This window comes from Streptomyces sp. 5-10 (assembly GCF_014712245.1).
Taxonomy (GTDB): domain Bacteria; phylum Actinomycetota; class Actinomycetes; order Streptomycetales; family Streptomycetaceae; genus Streptomyces; species Streptomyces violaceusniger.
On the sequence record NZ_JACVYG010000011.1, the window covers coordinates 186,876 to 206,385 of the forward strand.

A 19,510-nucleotide genomic window follows, 5' to 3' on the forward strand; every position below is an offset into this window, starting at 1 on the left:
GCACGCGCGGTACGCCGACCGCCCGCCGGGGCAGTTCCCTTTCCGGCTCAGTCCCTTCCGGGGCATCCCCTTCCGGGTCAGTCCCCTTCGCGGGGGCGGATCACCACTCGCCCGGAGTCAAGGTCTATAGGGCCCTTCCCCGGGTCGCTGCTGCGCGTCTCGTCGAGCGTGTACTCCAGCCGGTTGCGCTCTTCCTCGGTGTGCTTGCGCCCGGGCGCGAACAGCTCCTCGATGAGGTTGAACATGACGACCCCCGTAGGCGTGCGACTGCTGCCAGTGTAGGCAGATCCGTCACAGAACGGGCACGCGCGACATGTCCGCCGAACTCAACGCCACAACCGGCCGGTTCGCCCTCCCCGCAGTGGATCTCCCGTCAGTGGATCTCCCTTCAGCGGACCTCCAGTCGCAGGATCCGGTCGTCCTCCGGGCCCGGCTTACCGCGCCCATCCGTATTGCTCGTGGTCAGCCACAGCCCCCCGTCGTCCGCCGCCACCACGCTGCGCAGCCGTCCGTACTTGCCGTCCAGGAACGACTGTGGCTTCGCCGCCGCCTTGTCGCCCTTCAGCGGAATGCGCCACAGCCGCTCACCGCGCAGCCCCGCCATCCAGATCGAGCCCTTGGCGAAGGCGATTCCGCTCGGCGAGGCGTCCTTGGGCTTCCACTGCTCGAGCGGATCGGCGAAGCCCTTCTTCCCGGCCTTGCCCTCGGCCTCCGGCCAGCCGTAGTTCTTGCCCGGCTCGATCAGATTGAGCTCGTCCCAGGTGTCCTGGCCGAACTCGGAGGCCCACAGCCGCTTGTCCGCATCCCAGGCCAGGCCCTGCACATTGCGGTGACCCGGGGAGTAGACGACCGACTGGGCGTCCGGATTGCGGGGCGCGGGCCCGCCGTCCGGGGTCATCCGCAGGATCTTGCCGCCGAAGGAGTCCATGTCCTGGGCGAGCCCGCGGTCACCGCTCTCGCCCGTGCCCGCGTAGAGCATCTTGTCCGGGCCGAAGGCGATGCGGCCCCCGTTGTGGATCGTGCCCTTGGGGATGCCCTTGAAGATCGTGTCCGGGGCACTGAGCTGATCACCGGCGGGGCGCTTGTCGTCGTACATCATCCGGACGATGCGGTTGTCCGAATCGGTGGTGAAGTACGCGTAGACCATATGGTCCGCGCCGAAGTCGGAGGAGACCGCCAGCCCCAGCAGCCCGCCCTCACCGGAGGCGGAGACGCCCGGGACGGACCCCAGCTCGGTCTTCTTCCCCGAGTCCGCCGAGACCTTGAAGATCTTTCCGGTGTCCCGCGAGGAGACCAGCAGATCCCCGCCGGGCAGCGGCGCGAGCCCCCAGGGGGACTTGAGCTTCGTGGTGAGGGTGCGCTCCACCTTCACCGAGCCCTTCGCGGGCGCCGCGGACTCCGTCGGCGAGGGCGTGCCCGAGGCGGAGCCCCCACCGCCCGGCTTCGAGGGCGCGGACGACCGGTCGCCCGGTCTGGTGATGCTGTCGCCGTCGGACGAGCAGCCCGCCACGAGCACCACGGCGGCAGCGGCGGCGAGAACGGAGGTGACGCGAGGACGTCGCACGGTCGGGTTCCTCTCCATGGGCACGTGTGCCGCGGCACGGCACTGATTCTTATACACCGCAGGCCCGCGCCGGGTTCCCATCCCCGAATCGGGCCCGGACCAGGGCCGAATCCACATCGGCGACCCGCGCCGGGCGGCCGGGCGCGACGCGCTCAGTCCGACGACCCCGCTCAGCCCGACGACCCCCGCTCAGTCCCACGACCCCCGCGCCGGCGGCAGCTCCGCGATCTCCGCGAGGTCCTCGGGGGAAAGCGGAAGACCGGCCGCCGCGCAGTTCTCCGCCACCCACCGCTCCCGCTTCGTCCCCGGCACCGGCACCACATGCGGCCCCTGCGCCAGCAGCCAGGCCAGGGCCACCTGCGCCGGGGTCACCCCGTCCCCGTGCCGCTGGGCGACCCGTCGCAGACCGGCCACGATCGGCTGGTTCGCGGCCATCATCTCCGCCGTGAACCGCGGATGCCGGGCCCGCATGTCGTCCGGTTCGAAGCCCTGCCCGGGGGTGAGCGTCCCGCTGAGGAAGCCGTTGCCCAGCGGCATCGCCGCCAGGAAGCCCACCCCGCGCGAGGCGCACCACGGCACCAGCGCCTCCAGCGCGTCGGGCGACCACACCGACAGCTCCGCCTGCACACAGCTGACCGGAAAGACCTGCTGGACCCGCTCCAGCTGGCGCACCGTGGCGTCGTGCATCCCGGCACCCGCCCTCCGCTGCGCCCGCGCGCCCACGGCGCACAGCCCGAGCGCCCGTACCTTCCCGGCCGCGACCAGCTCCGCCATCGCGCCCCAGGTCTCCTCTATGGGGACCTCCGGGTCGGCCCGGTGCAGCTGGTAGAGGTCGATCACATCGGTCTGGAGCCGGCGCAGCGAGGCGTCGCAGGCCCGCTTCACATAGCCGGGCCGCCCGTTGGCCACGATGTGCTGGTCGCCCACCAGCAGTCCGCATTTGGTGGACACGAAGGCGTCCGCCCGCCGCTCCTTGAGCACCCGCCCCACCAGCAGCTCATTGGTGAAGGGGCCGTACATGTCGGCGGTGTCCAGCAGGCTCGCCCCCGAGTCGAGCGCGGTGTGCACGGCGCGCTCCGACTGCTCGCCACTGCGCTGCGAAGCGGTGTACGCCCAGCTCATCGGCATGCATCCAAGGCCGATGGCCCCCACTTCGAGCGCCGCCGCTCCGATTCTCCTGCGCTCCACCTGGCCTGACCCCTCCCGTTCCTCGGACCCCAAACTAACCTCTGCCAACGGCCGGTGATCGCATAGCCTCCTGGCATGAGTGCAGATCACAGCGATACGTTCCGCCACCACGATTCGACTCACAGTTCATCCGAGGCGCGCGACCTGGTGTGGCTGCCGATCCCACCCGAGGAGATCGACGGCCTTCCCGACACCCTCGAATACGCCCATTGGGACGGCGGCGAGGACTTCCCCACCGACCCGGCGCGCTGCGCGTTCTACTGCGTCCCCTACATGAAGCCGCCGCAGGTGTGCACCCGCCCGCTGCCCGCCATGGCCAACCTGCGGGTGGTGCAGACCCTGACCGCCGGAATAGACCACATCAAGCCCGCGCTGGCCGATCTCGCGCCCGGGGTGCGGCTGTGCAACGCGCGCGGGGTGCACGACGCGAGCACCGCCGAGCTCGCCCTCACCCTCATCCTGGCCTCGCTGCGCGGTATCCCCGACTTCGTCCGGGGCCAGGACGCCGAGGAGTGGCGCTCCGGCTTCCGCCCCGCGCTCGCCGACAAGTCCGTACTGATCGTCGGCTACGGGGCCATCGGCAGCGCGATCGAGTATCGGCTTGTGCCGTTCGAGTGCGAGCGGGTGGCGCGCGTCGCGCGCTCCCCGCGCACGACCGAGCGCGGCCCGGTGCATCCGATCGACGCATTGCCCCGACTGCTTCCGGAAGCCGATGTGGTGGTGCTGGTGACCCCGCTCACCGAGGCCACCCGTGGTCTGGCCGGGGCGGAATTCCTGTCCCGGATGAAGGACGGGGCGCTGCTGGTGAACGTCGCCCGTGGTGGGGTCGTGGACACCAAGGCCCTGCTCACGGAGTTGGAGTCGGGCCGGCTGCGGGCCGCGCTCGATGTGACCGACCCCGAACCACTGCCCGCCGGGCATCCGCTGTGGCACGCTCCAGGGGTGCTCATCTCCCCGCATGTGGGCGGCCCTACGTCGGCCTTCCTCCCGCGTGCCAAGCGGCTGTTGAGGGATCAGCTGCACCGTTACGCGCGCGGCGAGTCGCTGGCACATCTCGTCGCCACGACGGGGTAGACATGCCTCTGGCACCACATACAGGCACCGATTGACTCCCCTCCGTATATACAACGCCCTAGTCGGTTACGGTCCGTAGATGGCCTATGTCCCTGAGTGACCACTCTGGTGTATCGTCCCGAGCGGGGGCTGCGCCACTGACCTGACGGCGTCAGCGATGGACCGGAACTCGAGGGGGGCGACGGGCGATGTATGGCCGATGGACCGACAACCCGACGCAGCTCAGGCGTCGACCGCGACACTTCCGCGCAGCCGCGCGGTTCTCCAGCTCGACGAGGCCCGCGGGGATACCGCTTCCGGGAGCCCCGAGGCGCCAGTGGTCCGCCACGCAGTGGATGGCAGTCCAGTGAGCGCCACGGGAGCGGTGCTCGCCCGGCCGTCGGTCTCCAGCGGCGGGGCCGGGCTGCTGCCGCAAGTGATCCTCGCCCTGGTCTGCGGCGGTTACGCGGTGGGGGCGATCGTCGGCTGGGGATCGTCCCGACTGGCCCTCGTCATGGGTGACTTCGGGCTGAGCGCCGCCGCGTTCGCCGCCGCGGCCTCCTGTCTGTGGCACGGCCGCCGGCACGCCGGGCGGCTGCGCCCGGCCTGGCTGCTGTTCGCCGCCTCCTCGGCCATGGCCGGGCTGGGGAACGCCGTCTGGGGCTGGTACGAGGTGGTGCTCGGCCGCCCCGTGCCGACCCCCTCGGTCGCCGACTTCTGCTTCCTGCTCTTCGCCCCGCCCGCCATCGTCGGGATGCTGGTGCTCGCCAAGCGCCCCACGAGCCGCGCCCGGTGGATCTGTCTGGGGCTCGACGCCTGGCTGATCGCCGGATCGCTGGTCACGCTCTCCTGGAGCCTCGCGCTCGCCCACACCGGGGAGTTCGGCGCGGACGGCGCCTCCGTGGCCCGCGGCGCCCTGACGCTCGCCTATCCGCTGCTGGACATCGTGCTGGTCAGCATGGTGATCGTGCTCCACTTCCGGCGCTCCTCCGGCAACCGCTCCGCGATCAACACCGCGATCGCCGCCTTCGCGCTCACCGTGCTGTGCGACGCGCTGTTCACCTCGCCGCTGCTGCGGGAGCACTACCGCTCCGGGCAGATACTCGACGCCGGGTGGTTCGCCGGTTCCGCGCTGCTGGCGTACGCACCCTGGGTGGCCCGCCGCGAGGCCGCCCAGAACCCGCCGCCGGCGCGCCGCTCCCCGCAGCAGAGCGTCCCCATCGCGGGCTCGCTCGCCGCACTCGCGCCCTATCTCGCCGCCGGCGTCTGCACCTTGGGGGTCCTGTTCAACGTGATGGACGGCCGGCCGATCGACGGGGTGGTGCTCTTCACCGCCTGCGCGGTCGTGCTCGCGCTCGTCGTCCGACAGGCGATCATGCTGATGGACAACATCAGGCTCACCCAGGAACTCGCCCAGAAGGAGAACCACTTCCGCTCCCTGGTGCAGAGCTCCAGCGATGTGATCATGATCGCCGCGCCCACCGGAATCCTGCGCTACGTCAGCCCGGCCGCCTCCGGGGTCTACGGCCGCGACGCGGACGAGATGGTCGGCTCCGAGCTGGCCTCCCTCATCCACCCCGAGGACCTCGGATCGGTGGTCCACGAGGTCCGCCGGTTCCTGGCCGCCTCACCGGGCGAGGAGCCCACCACACGCATCGAATGCCGCTTCCGCTCCGGCTCCGGCGACTGGCTCAACGTGGAGTCCACGATCAACCGCCACCACGGCGGGCTGATCTTCAACAGCCGCGATGTCACCGAGCGGGTCCGGCTCCAGGCCCAGCTCCAGCACAACGCCGAGCACGACCCGCTCACCGATCTGCCCAACCGCGCCCTGTTCACCCGGCGGGTCGCCCACGCCGTCGCCGGCCGCCGCCGTACGGACGCCGGCACCGCCGTGCTCTTCATCGACCTCGACGGCTTCAAGGCGGTCAACGACACCGTCGGCCACCACGCCGGTGACGAGCTGCTGGTCCAGGCCGCCCGCCGGCTCCAGGAGTCCGTGCGGTCCGGGTCCGGCGACTGCGCGGCCCGGCTCGGGGGCGACGAGTTCGCCGCCCTCATCCTCGGCGACGGCGAGGGGGACGCCGGCACCCGCGAGCAGCGCATCATGGAGATCGCCGACCGGCTGCGGCTCCGGCTCTCCCAGCCCTACCGGGTCGAGGGCGGCACCGAGGTCCGCGTGGCCGCCAGCATCGGCGTCGCCTTCGCCGAGCCCGGCACCAGCCCCGGCGCCCTGATGCGCAACGCCGACCTGGCGATGTACCGCGCCAAGGCCGCGGGCAAGAACCGCGTCGAGCTGTACGCACCACAGATGCAGGCCGAGGTGGCGCGGCGCGCCGAGGTCGCCACCAGACTGCGCGCCGCCCTGCACGACGGGGAGTTCGTGCTGCTGCACCAGCCCGTCGTCGAGCTGACCAGCGGCCGGATCACGGCGGTCGCGGCCCAGGCCCGCTGGCGCTCGGCCCAGGGCATCCTGTTCACCCCCGCCGAGTTCCTCCGGGTCGCCGACAACGGCCGGGGGAGCGGCGAGGACACCGCCCGCACCGCCGAGCTGTCCCGCTGGATGCTGGAGGCGGCCGTCGAGCAGGCCGCCCAGCGGCGCCGCGACGGCCATCCGGTCCCGGTCTGCGTACGGCTCCCCGCGAGCCGGCTGGTGGACAAGTCGATGCCGCCCAAGGCCGTGGAGACCCTCCTGGCCCGCCACGGGCTGCCGTCCGGCGCGCTGATCCTGGAGCTGACCGACAGCGATCCACGGGTTCCGCTGGACGAGCTCGAGCACCGCCTCGGGGCGCTGCGCCGCCTGGGGGTGCGAATCGCCCTCGACGGCTTCGGCAGCGGCTATGGCGCGATCAGGGCGCTGCGCAGGCTCCCCATCGATGTGCTGAAACTGGACCCCGGACTGGTCGAGGGAGTGGTCGAGTCCTCACGGCTGCACAAGATCACCGCAGGGCTGCTGAGGATCGCCGGCGACCTCGGAATGCAGTCCATCGCAGAGGGGGTGGAGTTGCCCGAGCAGATCGTCACCCTGCGCGGTATGGGATGCACCCACGCCCAAGGGGCGGCCTTCAGCGGGCCGCTGGACGAGCACCGGCTGCGTCGGGCGCTGCTGCGCGGTGGCTATCCGGTGCCGCGCCCGGAGCCTCCGCTGCTGGTCGGCGGCGCCCTGCCGATCCGGCACGGCGCTCACGGCGGGCACGGTGGCTCCCACGGGCCGCGCCGTACGGAGCCGCACACCCACCCGCCGACTCGCTCAAATACTGAGACGCCCGTCCCACCCACTTGACACCCGATATGCGCCGGGGGGAGGGTCGGAGCCATGCGCACCCGAATTCTCGTACTTGGACAGCGCGTCGGCTGAGCAGGGCTCAATGAAGCCCTGCGGACCCTCACCGGCGCGCTCCCCTCGCTTGCCTTACGGCACGAGGGGTTTTTTGTTGCACCGGCAGGGCCGGTGCACCGCCCCGCCCCCTCCCTCCCGCACCGAACCTCATCTTCGAGAAGAGAATGCCGATGACCGAGCAGGCCTCCGGGTCCCATCATCCCCAGCCTCGGCCCCGTAGCGGCGGACCGCAGTCCGCCCCCGTCGAGCACGTCACGGGCGCGCAGTCCCTCATCCGCTCCCTCGAGGAGGTGGGTGCCGACACCGTCTTCGGCATCCCCGGTGGCGCGATCCTCCCCGCCTACGACCCGATGATGGACTCCTCGAAGGTCCGGCACGTGCTCGTCCGCCACGAGCAGGGCGCGGGCCACGCCGCCACCGGCTACGCCCAGGCCACCGGCAAGGTCGGCGTCTGCATGGCCACCTCGGGTCCCGGCGCCACCAACCTGGTCACCCCCATCGCCGACGCCCATATGGACTCGGTCCCGATCGTCGCGATCACCGGCCAGGTGGCATCCAAGGCCATCGGCACGGACGCCTTCCAGGAGGCGGACATCTGCGGCATCACCATGCCGATCACCAAGCACAACTTCCTGGTCACCAAGGCCGAGGACATCCCGCGCACGATCGCCGAGGCGTTCCACATCGCCTCCACCGGCCGCCCCGGCCCGGTCCTGGTCGACATCGCCAAGGACGCGCTCCAGGCGCAGACCACCTTCTCCTGGCCGCCGCAGCCCGATCTGCCCGGCTACCGCCCGGTCACCAAGCCGCACGCCAAGCAGATCCGCGAGGCCGCCCGCCTGATCACCCAGGCCGAGCGCCCGGTGCTGTACGTCGGCGGCGGCGTGATCAAGGCCCAGGCCACCGCCGAGCTGAAGGTGCTGGCCGAGCTGACCGGCGCGCCGGTCACCACCACCCTGATGGCGCTCGGCGCCTTCCCCGACAGCCACCACCTCCACCTGGGCATGCCGGGCATGCACGGCACCGTCGCCGCCGTGACCGCCCTGCAGAAGGCGGATCTGATCGTGGCGCTCGGCGCCCGCTTCGACGACCGCGTCACCGGCAAGCTGGACTCCTTCGCCCCCTACGCCAAGATCGTCCACGCGGACATCGACCCGGCCGAGATCGGCAAGAACCGCGCCGCCGACGTGCCCATCGTCGGGGACGCCCGCGAGGTCCTCGCGGACCTGGTCGTCGCCGTCCAGGCCGAGCACGACGCGGGCCGCGCCGGTGACTACACCGGCTGGTGGGAGGACCTGAACCGGTGGCGGGAGACCTACCCGCTCGGCTACGACCAGCCCGCCGACGGCAGCCTCTCCCCGCAGCAGGTGATCCAGCGGATCGGGCAGCTGGCCCCGGAGGGCACGATCTTCGCCGCGGGCGTGGGCCAGCACCAGATGTGGGCCGCCCACTTCATCGACTACGAGACCCCCGCCACCTGGCTGAACTCGGGCGGCGCCGGCACCATGGGCTACGCCGTCCCGGCCGCCATGGGCGCCAAGGCCGGTGCCGACGAGGGCCGTACGGTCTGGGCGATCGACGGTGACGGCTGCTTCCAGATGACCAACCAGGAGCTGGTCACCTGCGCGCTGAACAACATCCCGATCAAGGTCGCGATCATCAACAACGGCGCGCTGGGCATGGTCCGCCAGTGGCAGACCCTCTTCTACAACCAGCGCTACTCCAACACGGTCCTGCACTCCGGCCCCGACGCCCCCGCGCAAGCGAACCTGGGCACCCGCGTCCCCGACTTCGTGAAGCTCTCCGAGGCCATGGGCTGCGTCGGGCTGCGCTGCGAGGACGCGGCCGACCTCGACGCCGTGATCGAGAAGGCCAACGCGATCAACGACCGCCCGGTGGTCGTGGACTTCATCGTCCATGAGGACGCCATGGTCTGGCCGATGGTCGCGGCCGGCACCTCCAACGACGAGATCCTGGCGGCGCGCGACACCCGCCCGGACTTCGGCGACGGCGCAGACGACTGAGGCCAGGACCGAGAGAGAGAAGAGACCGAGCCCATGTCCAAGCACACGCTCTCCGTCCTGGTGGAGAACACCCCCGGCATCCTGGCCCGGATCGCCGCCCTGTTCTCCCGCCGCGGCTTCAACATCGACTCGCTGGCCGTCGGCGTCACCGAGCACCCCGACATCTCCCGGATCACCATCGTGGTCAATGTCGAGGAGCTGCCGCTGGAGCAGGTCACCAAGCAGCTCAACAAGCTGGTCAACGTGCTGAAGATCGTCGAGCTGGAGGACGGCCAGGCGATCCAGCGGGAGCTCGTCCTGGTCAAGGTCCGCGCCGACAACGAGACCCGCTCCCAGATCGTCGAGATCGTCCAGCTGTTCCGCGCCAAGACCGTGGACGTCTCCCCGGAGGCCGTGACCATCGAGGCCACCGGCAGCAGTGACAAGCTCGAGGCCATGCTCAAGATGCTGGAACCGTACGGCATCAAGGAGCTGGTCCAGTCCGGCACCATCGCCATAGGGCGCGGCGCCCGCTCCATCACCGACCGGAGCCTGCGCGCGCTCGACCGGTCCGCCTGACCCCCGCCCCGCCCGACCAGCGGGGCCACGGTCCGGCGCCACCCGTGCGCCGGACCGTATGGCGAGACCCCGAAACCTTCACCCGCCCGCCCGTCATACGGTGGGAAGCACAACCCACACGCTAGGAGATTCCCGAAGTGGCCGAGCTGTTCTACGACGACGACGCCGACCTGTCCATCATCCAGGGCCGCAAGGTCGCAATCCTCGGCTACGGCAGCCAGGGCCACGCCCACGCGCTGTCGCTGCGCGACTCGGGCGTCGACGTCCGGGTCGGCCTGCACGAGGGCTCCAAGTCCAAGGCCAAGGCCGAGGAGCAGGGCCTGCGCGTGGTCACCCCGGCCGAGGCGTCCGCCGAGGCCGACGTGATCATGATCCTGGTCCCGGACCCGATCCAGGCCAAGGTCTACGAGGAGTCCGTGAAGGACAACCTGAAGGACGGCGACGCGCTGTTCTTCGGGCACGGTCTCAACATCCGCTTCGACTTCATCAAGCCCCCGGCCAACGTGGACGTCTGCATGGTCGCCCCCAAGGGCCCGGGCCACCTGGTCCGCCGCCAGTACGAGGAGGGGCGCGGCGTGCCGTGCATCGCGGCCGTCGAGCAGGACGCCACCGGGAGCGCCTTCGAGCTGGCCCTGTCCTACGCCAAGGGCATCGGCGGCACCCGCGCGGGCGTCATCAAGACCACCTTCACCGAGGAGACCGAGACCGACCTCTTCGGTGAGCAGGCGGTGCTGTGCGGCGGCACCTCCGCGCTGGTCAAGGCCGGGTTCGAGACCCTGGTCGAGGCCGGTTACCAGCCGGAGATCGCGTACTTCGAGTGCCTCCACGAGCTCAAGCTGATCGTGGACCTGATGTACGAGGGCGGCCTGGAGAAGATGCGCTGGTCGATCTCCGAGACCGCCGAGTGGGGCGACTACGTCTCCGGTCCGCGGATCATCAACGAGTCCACCAAGGCCGAGATGAAGAAGATCCTCGGTGAGATCCAGGACGGCACCTTCGCCAAGAACTGGATGGCGGAGTACAACGCCGGCCTGCCGAAGTACAACGAGCTGAAGAAGGCCGACGAGAACCACCTGCTGGAGACCACCGGCAAGGAGCTGCGCAAGCTCATGAGCTGGGTCGACGAGGAGGCGTAACCGCGCCTGGTGGCGCGGAGGCCGTGCCCCGGGTGCGGCGGGGGTCCGACGGACCCCCGCCGCACCCGGTTCGCGCTTTGTCCATCGCGCACCACCACGTGCGGGTGATCCTGCCGCAACGGCACATGACGAAGGCCCGNCACCACCACGTGCGGGTGATCCTGCCGCAACGGCACATGACGAAGGCCCGACCGCCACTACACTCATCAACAGCAAGCGCGTCAGGCTCACAGCGTCGTGCGTCTCCCACGCGGCTGACCCCTTCACCGCCAGCGGCCGTCGGGACGGCCGTCCGCTGAGGACTAGTGAGGACTGAAGACCACGTGAGCACTGCTTCCACTGGTAAACCCGTCGTACTCATCGCCGAAGAGCTCTCTCCGGCGACGGTCGACGCCCTGGGCCCGGACTTCGAGATCCGGAACTGCAACGGGGCGGACCGAGCCGAGCTCCTTCCCGCCATCGCCGATGTGGACGCGATCCTCGTCCGCAGTGCCACCAAGGTCGACGCCGAGGCCATCGCCGCGGCGAAGAAGCTGAAGGTGGTCGCCCGCGCGGGCGTCGGTCTGGACAATGTGGATGTCTCCGCCGCCACCAAGGCGGGCGTCATGGTCGTCAACGCCCCGACGTCCAACATCGTCACCGCCGCCGAGCTCGCCTGCGGTCTGCTGGTGGCCACGGCCCGGAACATCCCGCAGGCCAATGCCGCGCTGAAGAACGGCGAGTGGAAGCGCAGCAAGTACACCGGTGTGGAGCTGAGCGAGAAGACCCTCGGCGTGGTCGGCCTCGGCCGCATCGGCGTCCTGGTGGCCCAGCGGATGTCAGCCTTCGGGATGAAGGTCGTCGCGTACGACCCGTATGTGCAGCCCGCGCGGGCCGCGCAGATGGGTGTGAAGCTGCTCTCGCTGGACGAGCTGCTCGAGGTCTCCGACTTCATCACGGTCCACCTCCCCAAGACGCCCGAGACGACGGGTCTGATCGGCGACGAGGCGCTGCACAAGGTCAAGCCGGAGGTCCGGATCGTGAACGCCGCGCGCGGCGGGATCGTGGACGAGGCGGCGCTGGCCGCCGCCCTCAAGGAGGGCCGGGTGGCCGGGGCCGGGCTGGACGTCTTCTCCCAGGAGCCGTGCACCGAGTCCCCGCTGTTCGAGTTCGACAATGTGGTGGTCACCCCGCATCTGGGCGCCTCCACCGGTGAGGCCCAGGAGAAGGCGGGCATCGCGGTCGCCCGCTCGGTGCGGCTGGCGCTGGCCGGCGAGCTGGTCCCGGACGCGGTGAACGTGCAGGGCGGCGTCATCGCCGAGGACGTGCGGCCCGGGCTGCCGCTGGCCGAGAAGCTGGGCCGGATCTTCACCGCGCTGGCGGGCGAGGTCGCGGTCCGCCTCGATGTCGAGGTGTACGGCGAGATCACCCAGCACGACGTCAAGGTGCTGGAGCTGTCGGCGCTCAAGGGCGTCTTCGAGGACATCGTCGACGAGACCGTCTCGTATGTGAACGCGCCGCTGTTCGCGCAGGAGCGCGGGGTCGAGGTGCGGCTGACCACCAGCTCGGAGTCGAGCGAGCACCGCAATGTGGTGACCGTGCGCGGCACCCTCTCGGACGGCGAGGAGGTCTCGATCTCCGGCACGCTGGCCGGCCCCAAGCACCAGCAGAAGATCGTCGCGGTGGGGGAGTACGACGTGGATCTGGCGCTCGCCGACCACATGGCCTTCCTCCGCTACACCGACCGCCCGGGCGTGGTCGGCACGCTCGGCCGCATCCTGGGCGAGGCCGGGATCAACATCGCGGGGATGCAGGTCTCGCGGGCCACGGCGGGCGGTGCCGCGCTGGTGGCGCTCACGGTGGACGACACCATTCCGCAGCCCGTGCTCACCGAGATCGCCGAGGAGATCGGCGCCACCTCGGCCCGCTCGGTCAATCTGGTCTGAGCCGCGTAGGCAGTCACCCACCTGGGCCCGGTCCCCGCTTCGGCGGGGGCCGGGCCCAGGTCTTTGTGCGTCCACGGCAGCGGGGCATGCCGGAGGGGTTCCGGATCTTTTTCATCGCGTGTTGAATAATGGCGGTGGGCTCGCTACGCTCGCAGCTATGTGGAGAAAATTTCTCCACATAGCTGTAGGTATGTGCTGTGTTGTCAGGAGAGCCCCGTGTCCGCAGACGCTGAGACCGACACCGACACCGGCGCCGACGCCCTTGCCGGTGTCCCGTCGCCCCCCATGCGCGCCGACGCGCGGCGCAACCGGGAGCAGATCCTGCGCGCCGCCCGCGAGGTCTTCGCCGATCAGGGGCCGGATGCCCCGCTGGATGAGATAGCCCGGCGCGCCGGGGTCGGCATCGCGACCCTCTACCGGCGGTTTCCGCACCGTGCCGATCTGCACCGAGGGGTCGCCATCGAGGTGCTGACCGCGCTGGTCGAGGCCGCGAGCCGGGCCGCCGCCGAGGAGGGCGACCCCTGTCTGGCGCTGCGCCGCTTCATGCACGCCGCCCTCGATCTCAAGATCGGCTCGGTGATGCCCGCGCTGCTGGGCGGGTTCACCGTGGACGAGATCCTCGACAGCGTCCCCGGCGACGCCGTCGACCCGATCGACGCGATGCTCCTGCGCGCCCAGGCCCAGGGGCTGATCCGGAGCGATGTCGTCTTCGGTGACATCACGCTGATGATCATCCGGCTGACGCGGCCGCTGCCCGGCGGCGGCCGGTTCGCCCCCGATGACGCCCTCGCCCATCGCCAACTGGATGTCTACATCGACGGGCTGCGCCCCACCGGCTCCCCGCGCCCCACCACTCCGCTCGGCGGCCCGGCCGTCGACGCCGAGGCGTTCAAGCGCATCAGGGAGCGAGTGATCGACGACGCCCACGACGCCCACGACACGCGTGACGCCCGAGGCACCCACGACGCCCACGACACGCGCGACGACCGCGACGCCCGAGGCGTCCGTGAGACCTGCTCCGACCCCGCCTGACCTCCCCCGCCGCTCGCCTTCCGCAAGACCAGAAAGGCATCGTCATGTCCCAGCCCTCAGACGCACCGCCGCAAGCCAACCCCCGGCGCTGGCTCGCCCTCGTCTTCATCGGCCTGGCCCAGCTGATGATCGTCCTCGATATCACCATCGTGAACATCGCCCTGCCGTCGGCCCAGAAGGACCTCGGCATCTCCGACGGCGACCGGCAGTGGATCATCACCGCCTACACCCTGGCGTTCGGCAGTCTGCTGCTGCTCGGCGGCCGGATCGCGGACTACACCGGCCGTAAGCGCACCTTCCTCATCGGGCTGCTGGGGTTCGCCGGGGCCTCCGCGCTCGGCGGCGCCGCCTCCGGCTTCGAGGTGCTGCTCGCGGCCCGTGCGCTGCAAGGTGCCTTCGCCGCGCTGCTCGCCCCCTCGGCGCTGTCGCTGCTCGCGGTGAACTTCACCGAGCCCCGTGAGCGCGCCAAGGCGTTCGGCATCTTCGGCGCGATCGCGGCGGGCGGCGGTGCGATCGGGCTGGTCGTCGGCGGGCTGCTGACCGAGTACCTCGACTGGCGCTGGTGCCTGTACGTCAATGTGCCGATCGCCGTCGTCGCCGCCGTCAGCTGGTCCGTGCTGCCCACCGACACCCGCGCCGAGGGCCGCGCCCGCTTCGACATCCCCGGGGTGCTGCTGGCGGTGTGCGGGCTGGTGGCCGTGGTCTACGGATGCAGCGAGGCCGAGTCCGAGGGCTGGGACTCCCGGCTGGTGACCGGGCTGCTGATCCTGGGCGCGGTGCTGCTCTTCGCCTTCGTCATGGTGGAGCGGAGCGCGGCGCGGCCGCTGCTGCCGCCGCGCGTGGTGGCGGACCGCACCCGGGGCAGCGCCTATCTGGCGGTCGGCCTCTCGGTGGTCGGCATGTTCGCGATGTTCCTCTCCCTCACGTACTACATGCAGCTCGTCAAGGGGTACTCGGCGCTGCTCACCGGTGTGGCGTTCCTGCCGATGACCGGGGCGGTGCTGATCGGCGCGGGCGGTGTCGCCTCCCGCCTCATCCCCAAGGTGCCGCCGCGGCTGCTGGTGGCGCCCGGCCTGCTGATCGCGGCCACCGGTGTCGTCCTGCTGGTGCCCCTGGACGTCGACAGCTCGTACGCGGCGGGGGTGCTGCCCGCCGAGCTCCTGGTCGGCTTCGGCATGGGCCTGGTGATGGCGCCCTCGATGAACTACGCGACCCATGGCGTGGGGGCGGGGGACGCGGGCGTCGCCTCAGCCACGGTCAACACCGCCCAGCAGATCGGCGGTTCGATCGGCACGGCGATGCTCAACACCATCGCCACCAGCGCGACCTCCGACTACATGGCCTCGCACGCCCGGCAGATGACACCGCGGACCGCCAAGGCGACCGCGAAGGCCGGTCTGGTCGAGGGCTTCTCGCACGCCTTCGTCGTCTCGTCCTCGATCCTCGTGGGCGCCGCGGTGGTCGTGGCCCTGCTGATGAACACCCCGCGCCCGGTACGCGAACCCGGCGCCGAGGGCGCCACCCCGCTCCCCGCCCACCTGGGCTGACGGCGCCCCGCGCCCCGGCGGCCCTCCGCTCCACGGCCGGGGCGGAGGGCCTTCGGCGATGGGTGAGTCAGGGCGCGGGATCTCGGCGTGGGGCGCGGTCGGCCCGGGTCAATGGTGGGAGCCGCCTCCACTCGTGTGGGTGGCGTCTCCGGCGTTCCTGCCCGCTACCCTTGGTCACGCGGCCAGAATCCCGTCCATGGGAGGAACCATGACTGCTGAACCGCTTCCGGCCTGGGCGTTTCCGCCCTCGGGCGGATTCACCGCAGACGATCTTGACCGCATGCCGGATCTCCCGCCGCACACTGAGCTGATCGACGGGAGCCTCGTCTTCGTGAGCCCGCAGAAGTATTTTCATTCGCTGGCCATGTACTTGCTGGAGAAGGGGCTCCGGGCATCGGTGCCCGAGTCGCTGCGGGTGTGCCGCGAGATGACCATTGCCCTCGACAAGCGCAACCGGCCCGAGCCCGACATCTCCGTCCTACGGGCGGAGGCCGTATCGGCCGAGGCGGACGAAACGGGCTATGAGGGGGCCGACGCCGTGCTCGCGGTGGAGGTCGTGTCCCCGGAGTCCGAGGACCGTGATCGCAAGCGCAAGCCGCAGCTCTACGCCGAGGCGGGGATCCGGCACTTCTGGCTGGTGGAGAAGGGCGAGGGGCGCCGCCCGGTGGTCCACGTCTTCGAGCTGGACCCGGTGACCCGCGCCTACGTGCCCACTGGCATCCATCATGACCGTCTGAAGGTCCCGGTCCCCTTCACCATCGACATCGACCTCACTGAGATCGACCACCTGTGATCGAGGTCGGTTGCGCTCAGCCCGCCAGCTCGTAGGCGTAGTCCGGTGCGAAGGTGCCCGCCGGGCCCGCGCAGCCGTCGACTTCGCCCGGGGGCTTGACCCAGGGGTAGGCGTCGATGGCCGGGTCGCCGGTGTTCGCCGTGGGGTTTTCGCCGACCTTGCGGCCGTGGGTGTCGCACCATTCGTTGTCGGGGGCGGGGCCGTTGCCGTTGCGGCTGGTGTCGATGACGGCGGTGAGCCCGGAGGAGGCGCCGAGCTGGGCGAGCAAAATGGTTGCCGTCGTCGTACGGGCCGGCGCGGTCACATCGCTCCGCGCGTGACGCCTGTAGGGGCCCCACCGCGGTGGGGCCCCTACAGGCGTCACGCGGCTCAGCGACTCGGCACCGCCTCGCCGCCGTCCGCCGTCCCGGCCGCGCCGACCGAAGCCGCGCCGGTCGAGAGCGTGCCGGTCGAGAGCGCGTCAGTTGAGGCCGCGTCGGGCGAGGGTGCGTCGGGCGAGGCCGCCTCCTCGACCGCCGGCCCGGCGTCCTCCGCGCCGACCCGGCGCAGCGTCACCAGGGCCAGGATCGCCCCCGCCACCAGGACCACCGCCCCGGCCCCGCACGCGATCCGCATCCCGTGGGTGAACGCCTCGCGCGCCGTGTCCAGCAGGTGCTCCCCGGTCCGCCCCTTCAGCGAGCCCGCCACCGCGGCGGCCGCGCCCAGCGTCTCGCGTACCTGGTCGAGCGCGTCGGCGGGCAGTCCGGCGCCCAGCGCGTCCTTGACGTCGCCGCGGTAGACGGCGGTGCCGACGCTGCCGAGCACCGCCATGCCCATGGCCCCGCCGAACTCCTGGCCCGTCTCCAGCAGCGCGGCCGCCGAACCCGCCCGCTTCGGCGGGACGGTGCCGATCGCCATGTCGGTGACCAGCGACATCACCGCGACGATCCCGCTGGCCAGGACGGCGGCGCCGATCAGCACGGTCCACAGCGCGTCCGTACCGGCCAGGGCCAGAATCCCGTAGCCGATCGCCGCGGTGACGAACCCGGCGCCGATCACATACGCCCGGTTGGCGCCGCGCTGGACCGCCGCGGCCGCCACCGGCCCGGCGATGCCGACGCAGACGGACGGGGCCAGGCTCCACAGCGCCGCCTCCAACGGGCCCTTGCCGAGCACGGACTGCAGATACTGGGTGGTGAAGTAGGCCGAGCCCATCATGGCGAAGGTGGCCAGCGCGTTGAGCGCGATCGACGGGCCGAAGCCGCGGTGGTGGAACAGCTCAGGGCTGATCATCGCGTCGCGCCGGGTGCGTTGGCGCCGTACGAAGACGGCGCCGATGGCGAGACCGGCGACGATGGACAGCACCGGGACCAGCCCGACGCCGTTGTCGGCGGCGATCTTCTTCAGGCCGTAGATCACCGGAAGCACGGCGGCCATCGACAGCGGCACGCTCGGCAGATCGAACGGCCCGGGCGCGGGGTCCTTGAACTCCGGTACCAGGAGCGGCACCAGCGCCAGCAGCAGCACCATCGCCGGGACGTTGATCAGGAAGACCGAGCCCCACCAGAAGTGCTCGATCATCACCCCGCTCAGCACCGAGCCCAGCGCGATGCCGCCCGCCATGGCCGACGACCAGATCGCGATCGCCTTGGCCCGCTGCCTCTCGTCCAGGAAGAGGTTGCGGACCAGCGCCATCGTCGAGGGCATCAGCGTGGCACCGCCGATCCCGAGCACCGCCCGTGCGGCGATGAGCATTTCGGCGCTCTGGGCGTACGCCGCCGCGACGGACGCGGCGCCGAAGGCCGCGGCCCCGAACAGCAGCAGCTTCCGCCGTCCGAAGCGGTCGCCCAGCGCCCCCATGGTGATGAGCAGCCCGGCGAGGGCGAAGGCGTAGATGTCGAAGATCCACAGCTGCTGGGTGGAACTGGGGTGCAGCTCCCGGCTGATGGCCGGCACCGCGAAGTACAGCACCGACACATCCATGGAGACCAGGAGGAGCGGAAGCATCAGGACCACGAAGGCGGTCCATTCCCTGCGTCCGGCGCGCGGGCCGGTGGAAGTCGAGGTCATGACGGCGACTATACGAGCGTCTTAAACAAGCGTCTAGTACGTCTGTGTAAAACGCCTGTGTGAGACGTCCGTCTGGGACGGTCGTATGGGACGTTTGTCTGGGACGGTCGTATGGGGTCGGGATACCCTGACGCCATGGGACATCGAGAGGATCTGCTGGCCGGGGCCAAGCGCTGCATCGAGGAGAAGGGCTGGTCCCGTACGACGGCGCGGGACATCGTGGCCGCCTCGGGCGCCAATCTGGCCTCCATCGGCTACCACTACGGCTCCAAGGACGCCCTGATGCGCGAGGCGCTCTTCGCCTCCATGGGCGACTGGGCCGATGACGTCGAGCGGTCCCTCGCGGCGGACGCCCCGGCGGGCGAGGGCCCGGACACCGGGCTGCGGGAGCGGTTCGAGGCCCGGTGGACCCGGGTGCTCGAGCTGTTCGACAAGCACCAGGCGGTGTGGCGCTCCCAGTTGGAGGCCATCCTCCAGGTTCAACACGACCCCGAGCTGCGCGCGGCCTTCGGCCGGGCCCAACCGGAGGGACGCCAGGGGCTGGTGGGGCTGATCCACGGCATCGACGAGCGCGATGTGGACGAGGAGACCTCCCGGGTCATGGGCTCGTTCTATATGACGCTGGTGAGCGGGATGGTCGTCCAGATGGCCATCGACCCCGACCTCATGCCCAGCGCCCACGACCTGGTCGAGGCGATGCGCCGGATCGTCGGTGACGCCCCAGACGCCCCAGACGCCCCAGATGTCCCGGAAGCACCAGAAGCCCCCCAAGCCCCCGCCGACTGACCTCGGGGCTCAGGCAGGCTTCCGGCTCAGCGCCCCGGCGGCCCGAGGCGCGCCGCCTTCAGCGTCATATGGAGCAGCAGCCGGTCCTCGCCCGCGTCCAGGTCGAGACCGGTCAACTGCCGCACCCGCGAGAGGCGGTAGTACAGCGTCTGCCGGTGGATGCCCAGCCGCTGTGCGGTGCGCCCGGCCTGGCCCGCGCAGTCGAGGAAGGTCTCGGCGGTGCGGGCGAGCTCGGCGTGCGCGGGCTCCAGCAGGGGCCGTACGGCGGCGTCGGGCGGCAGCGCGGGCAGCGCGGCCAGCAGCCGGTACGGGCCGATGGCGGACCACTCCGCGACCGGGCCCAGGTGGGTGTCGGCGTGGGCCGCCCGCGCGGCGGCCAGCGCCTCCTGCCAGGCGGCGGGCAGGTCCTCCAGCCCGCGCCGGGGAGCGCTGACCCCGGCGGCGGCCCTGGGTGCCGGTCTCCCCGGGCCCTTGCCGCGCGCCGTGGCCCGGGGCGAGCGCAGCAGCTGCTCGGC

Annotated in this window: 16 protein-coding genes; 10 read left to right on the forward strand and 6 right to left on the reverse strand. The window is 71.1% G+C overall.

Annotation, left to right across the window (positions count from 1 at the left end; genetic code table 11):
* Window positions 1–77: 77 nt before the first annotated feature.
* The 3 genes from IEJ02_RS16380 to IEJ02_RS16390 form a co-directional block, all read right to left on the reverse strand.
* Window positions 78–245, reverse strand: a complete 168-nt coding sequence (locus IEJ02_RS16380; protein ID WP_165556279.1) for a DUF6191 domain-containing protein — start codon at window positions 243–245, stop codon at window positions 78–80.
* Between the two features lie 143 nt (window positions 246–388).
* The gene (locus IEJ02_RS16385; protein ID WP_317985814.1) at window positions 389–1,564 is read right to left on the reverse strand and encodes a PQQ-dependent sugar dehydrogenase; all 1,176 of its coding nucleotides are present in this window, start codon (window positions 1,562–1,564) and stop codon (window positions 389–391) included.
* Between the two features lie 189 nt (window positions 1,565–1,753).
* A complete protein-coding gene (locus tag IEJ02_RS16390) occupies window positions 1,754–2,752 on the reverse strand; it encodes an aldo/keto reductase (RefSeq protein WP_191065553.1) in 999 nt (332 codons plus the stop codon).
* Between the two features lie 75 nt (window positions 2,753–2,827).
* Here IEJ02_RS16390 and IEJ02_RS16395 point away from each other — a divergent pair, with 75 nt between their 5' ends.
* The 9 genes from IEJ02_RS16395 to IEJ02_RS16435 all read left to right on the forward strand — a co-directional run bounded on the left by IEJ02_RS16395 (window position 2,828) and on the right by IEJ02_RS16435 (window position 16,160).
* Window positions 2,828–3,826, forward strand: a complete 999-nt coding sequence (locus IEJ02_RS16395; protein WP_223863906.1) for a 2-hydroxyacid dehydrogenase — start codon at window positions 2,828–2,830, stop codon at window positions 3,824–3,826.
* A 346-nt stretch (window positions 3,827–4,172) separates the two neighbouring features.
* Window positions 4,173–7,088 carry a putative bifunctional diguanylate cyclase/phosphodiesterase gene (locus IEJ02_RS16400; protein WP_191065554.1) on the forward strand — a complete coding sequence of 972 codons (2,916 nt, stop codon included), beginning with the start codon at window positions 4,173–4,175 and terminating at the stop codon, window positions 7,086–7,088.
* A 227-nt stretch (window positions 7,089–7,315) separates the two neighbouring features.
* Window positions 7,316–9,169 (forward strand): acetolactate synthase large subunit, encoded by a 1,854-nt coding sequence (locus IEJ02_RS16405; protein WP_191065555.1) that lies wholly within the window; start codon window positions 7,316–7,318, stop codon window positions 9,167–9,169.
* 33 nt (window positions 9,170–9,202) lie between these two features.
* On the forward strand, window positions 9,203–9,727 hold the full coding sequence (gene ilvN, locus IEJ02_RS16410) for an acetolactate synthase small subunit (protein WP_191065556.1): 525 nt from the start codon (window positions 9,203–9,205) through the stop codon (window positions 9,725–9,727).
* Window positions 9,728–9,864: 137 nt separating this feature from the next.
* Window positions 9,865–10,863 (forward strand): ketol-acid reductoisomerase, encoded by a 999-nt coding sequence (gene ilvC / locus IEJ02_RS16415; protein ID WP_191065557.1) that lies wholly within the window; start codon window positions 9,865–9,867, stop codon window positions 10,861–10,863.
* Between the two features lie 323 nt (window positions 10,864–11,186).
* Complete coding sequence (serA, locus tag IEJ02_RS16420; protein ID WP_191065558.1) at window positions 11,187–12,788, forward strand: phosphoglycerate dehydrogenase; 1,602 nt, start codon at window positions 11,187–11,189, stop codon at window positions 12,786–12,788.
* A 216-nt stretch (window positions 12,789–13,004) separates the two neighbouring features.
* Entirely contained in the window at window positions 13,005–13,820 is an 816-nt protein-coding gene (locus tag IEJ02_RS16425; RefSeq protein ID WP_317985815.1) for a TetR/AcrR family transcriptional regulator, read from the forward strand.
* A gap of 44 nt (window positions 13,821–13,864) precedes the next feature.
* A complete protein-coding gene (locus IEJ02_RS16430; protein WP_191065559.1) occupies window positions 13,865–15,367 on the forward strand; it encodes an MFS transporter in 1,503 nt (500 codons plus the stop codon).
* A 208-nt stretch (window positions 15,368–15,575) separates the two neighbouring features.
* Complete coding sequence (locus IEJ02_RS16435) at window positions 15,576–16,160, forward strand: Uma2 family endonuclease (protein ID WP_191065560.1); 585 nt, start codon at window positions 15,576–15,578, stop codon at window positions 16,158–16,160.
* Window positions 16,161–16,176: 16 nt separating this feature from the next.
* On the opposite strand, the gene IEJ02_RS16440 is transcribed toward IEJ02_RS16435, so the two are convergent.
* Complete coding sequence (locus tag IEJ02_RS16440; protein ID WP_370467057.1) at window positions 16,177–16,464, reverse strand: glycoside hydrolase family 6 protein; 288 nt, start codon at window positions 16,462–16,464, stop codon at window positions 16,177–16,179.
* Window positions 16,465–16,529: 65 nt separating this feature from the next.
* Window positions 16,530–18,209 carry an MFS transporter gene (locus IEJ02_RS16445; RefSeq protein ID WP_223863908.1) on the reverse strand — a complete coding sequence of 560 codons (1,680 nt, stop codon included), beginning with the start codon at window positions 18,207–18,209 and terminating at the stop codon, window positions 16,530–16,532.
* A 135-nt stretch (window positions 18,210–18,344) separates the two neighbouring features.
* Here IEJ02_RS16445 and IEJ02_RS16450 point away from each other — a divergent pair, with 135 nt between their 5' ends.
* A complete protein-coding gene (locus IEJ02_RS16450; RefSeq protein WP_191065561.1) occupies window positions 18,345–18,995 on the forward strand; it encodes a TetR/AcrR family transcriptional regulator in 651 nt (216 codons plus the stop codon).
* A gap of 26 nt (window positions 18,996–19,021) precedes the next feature.
* On the opposite strand, the gene IEJ02_RS16455 is transcribed toward IEJ02_RS16450, so the two are convergent.
* The coding region (locus tag IEJ02_RS16455) for a PucR family transcriptional regulator (RefSeq protein ID WP_191065562.1) at window positions 19,022–19,510 on the reverse strand (489 nt) is incomplete at its 5' end.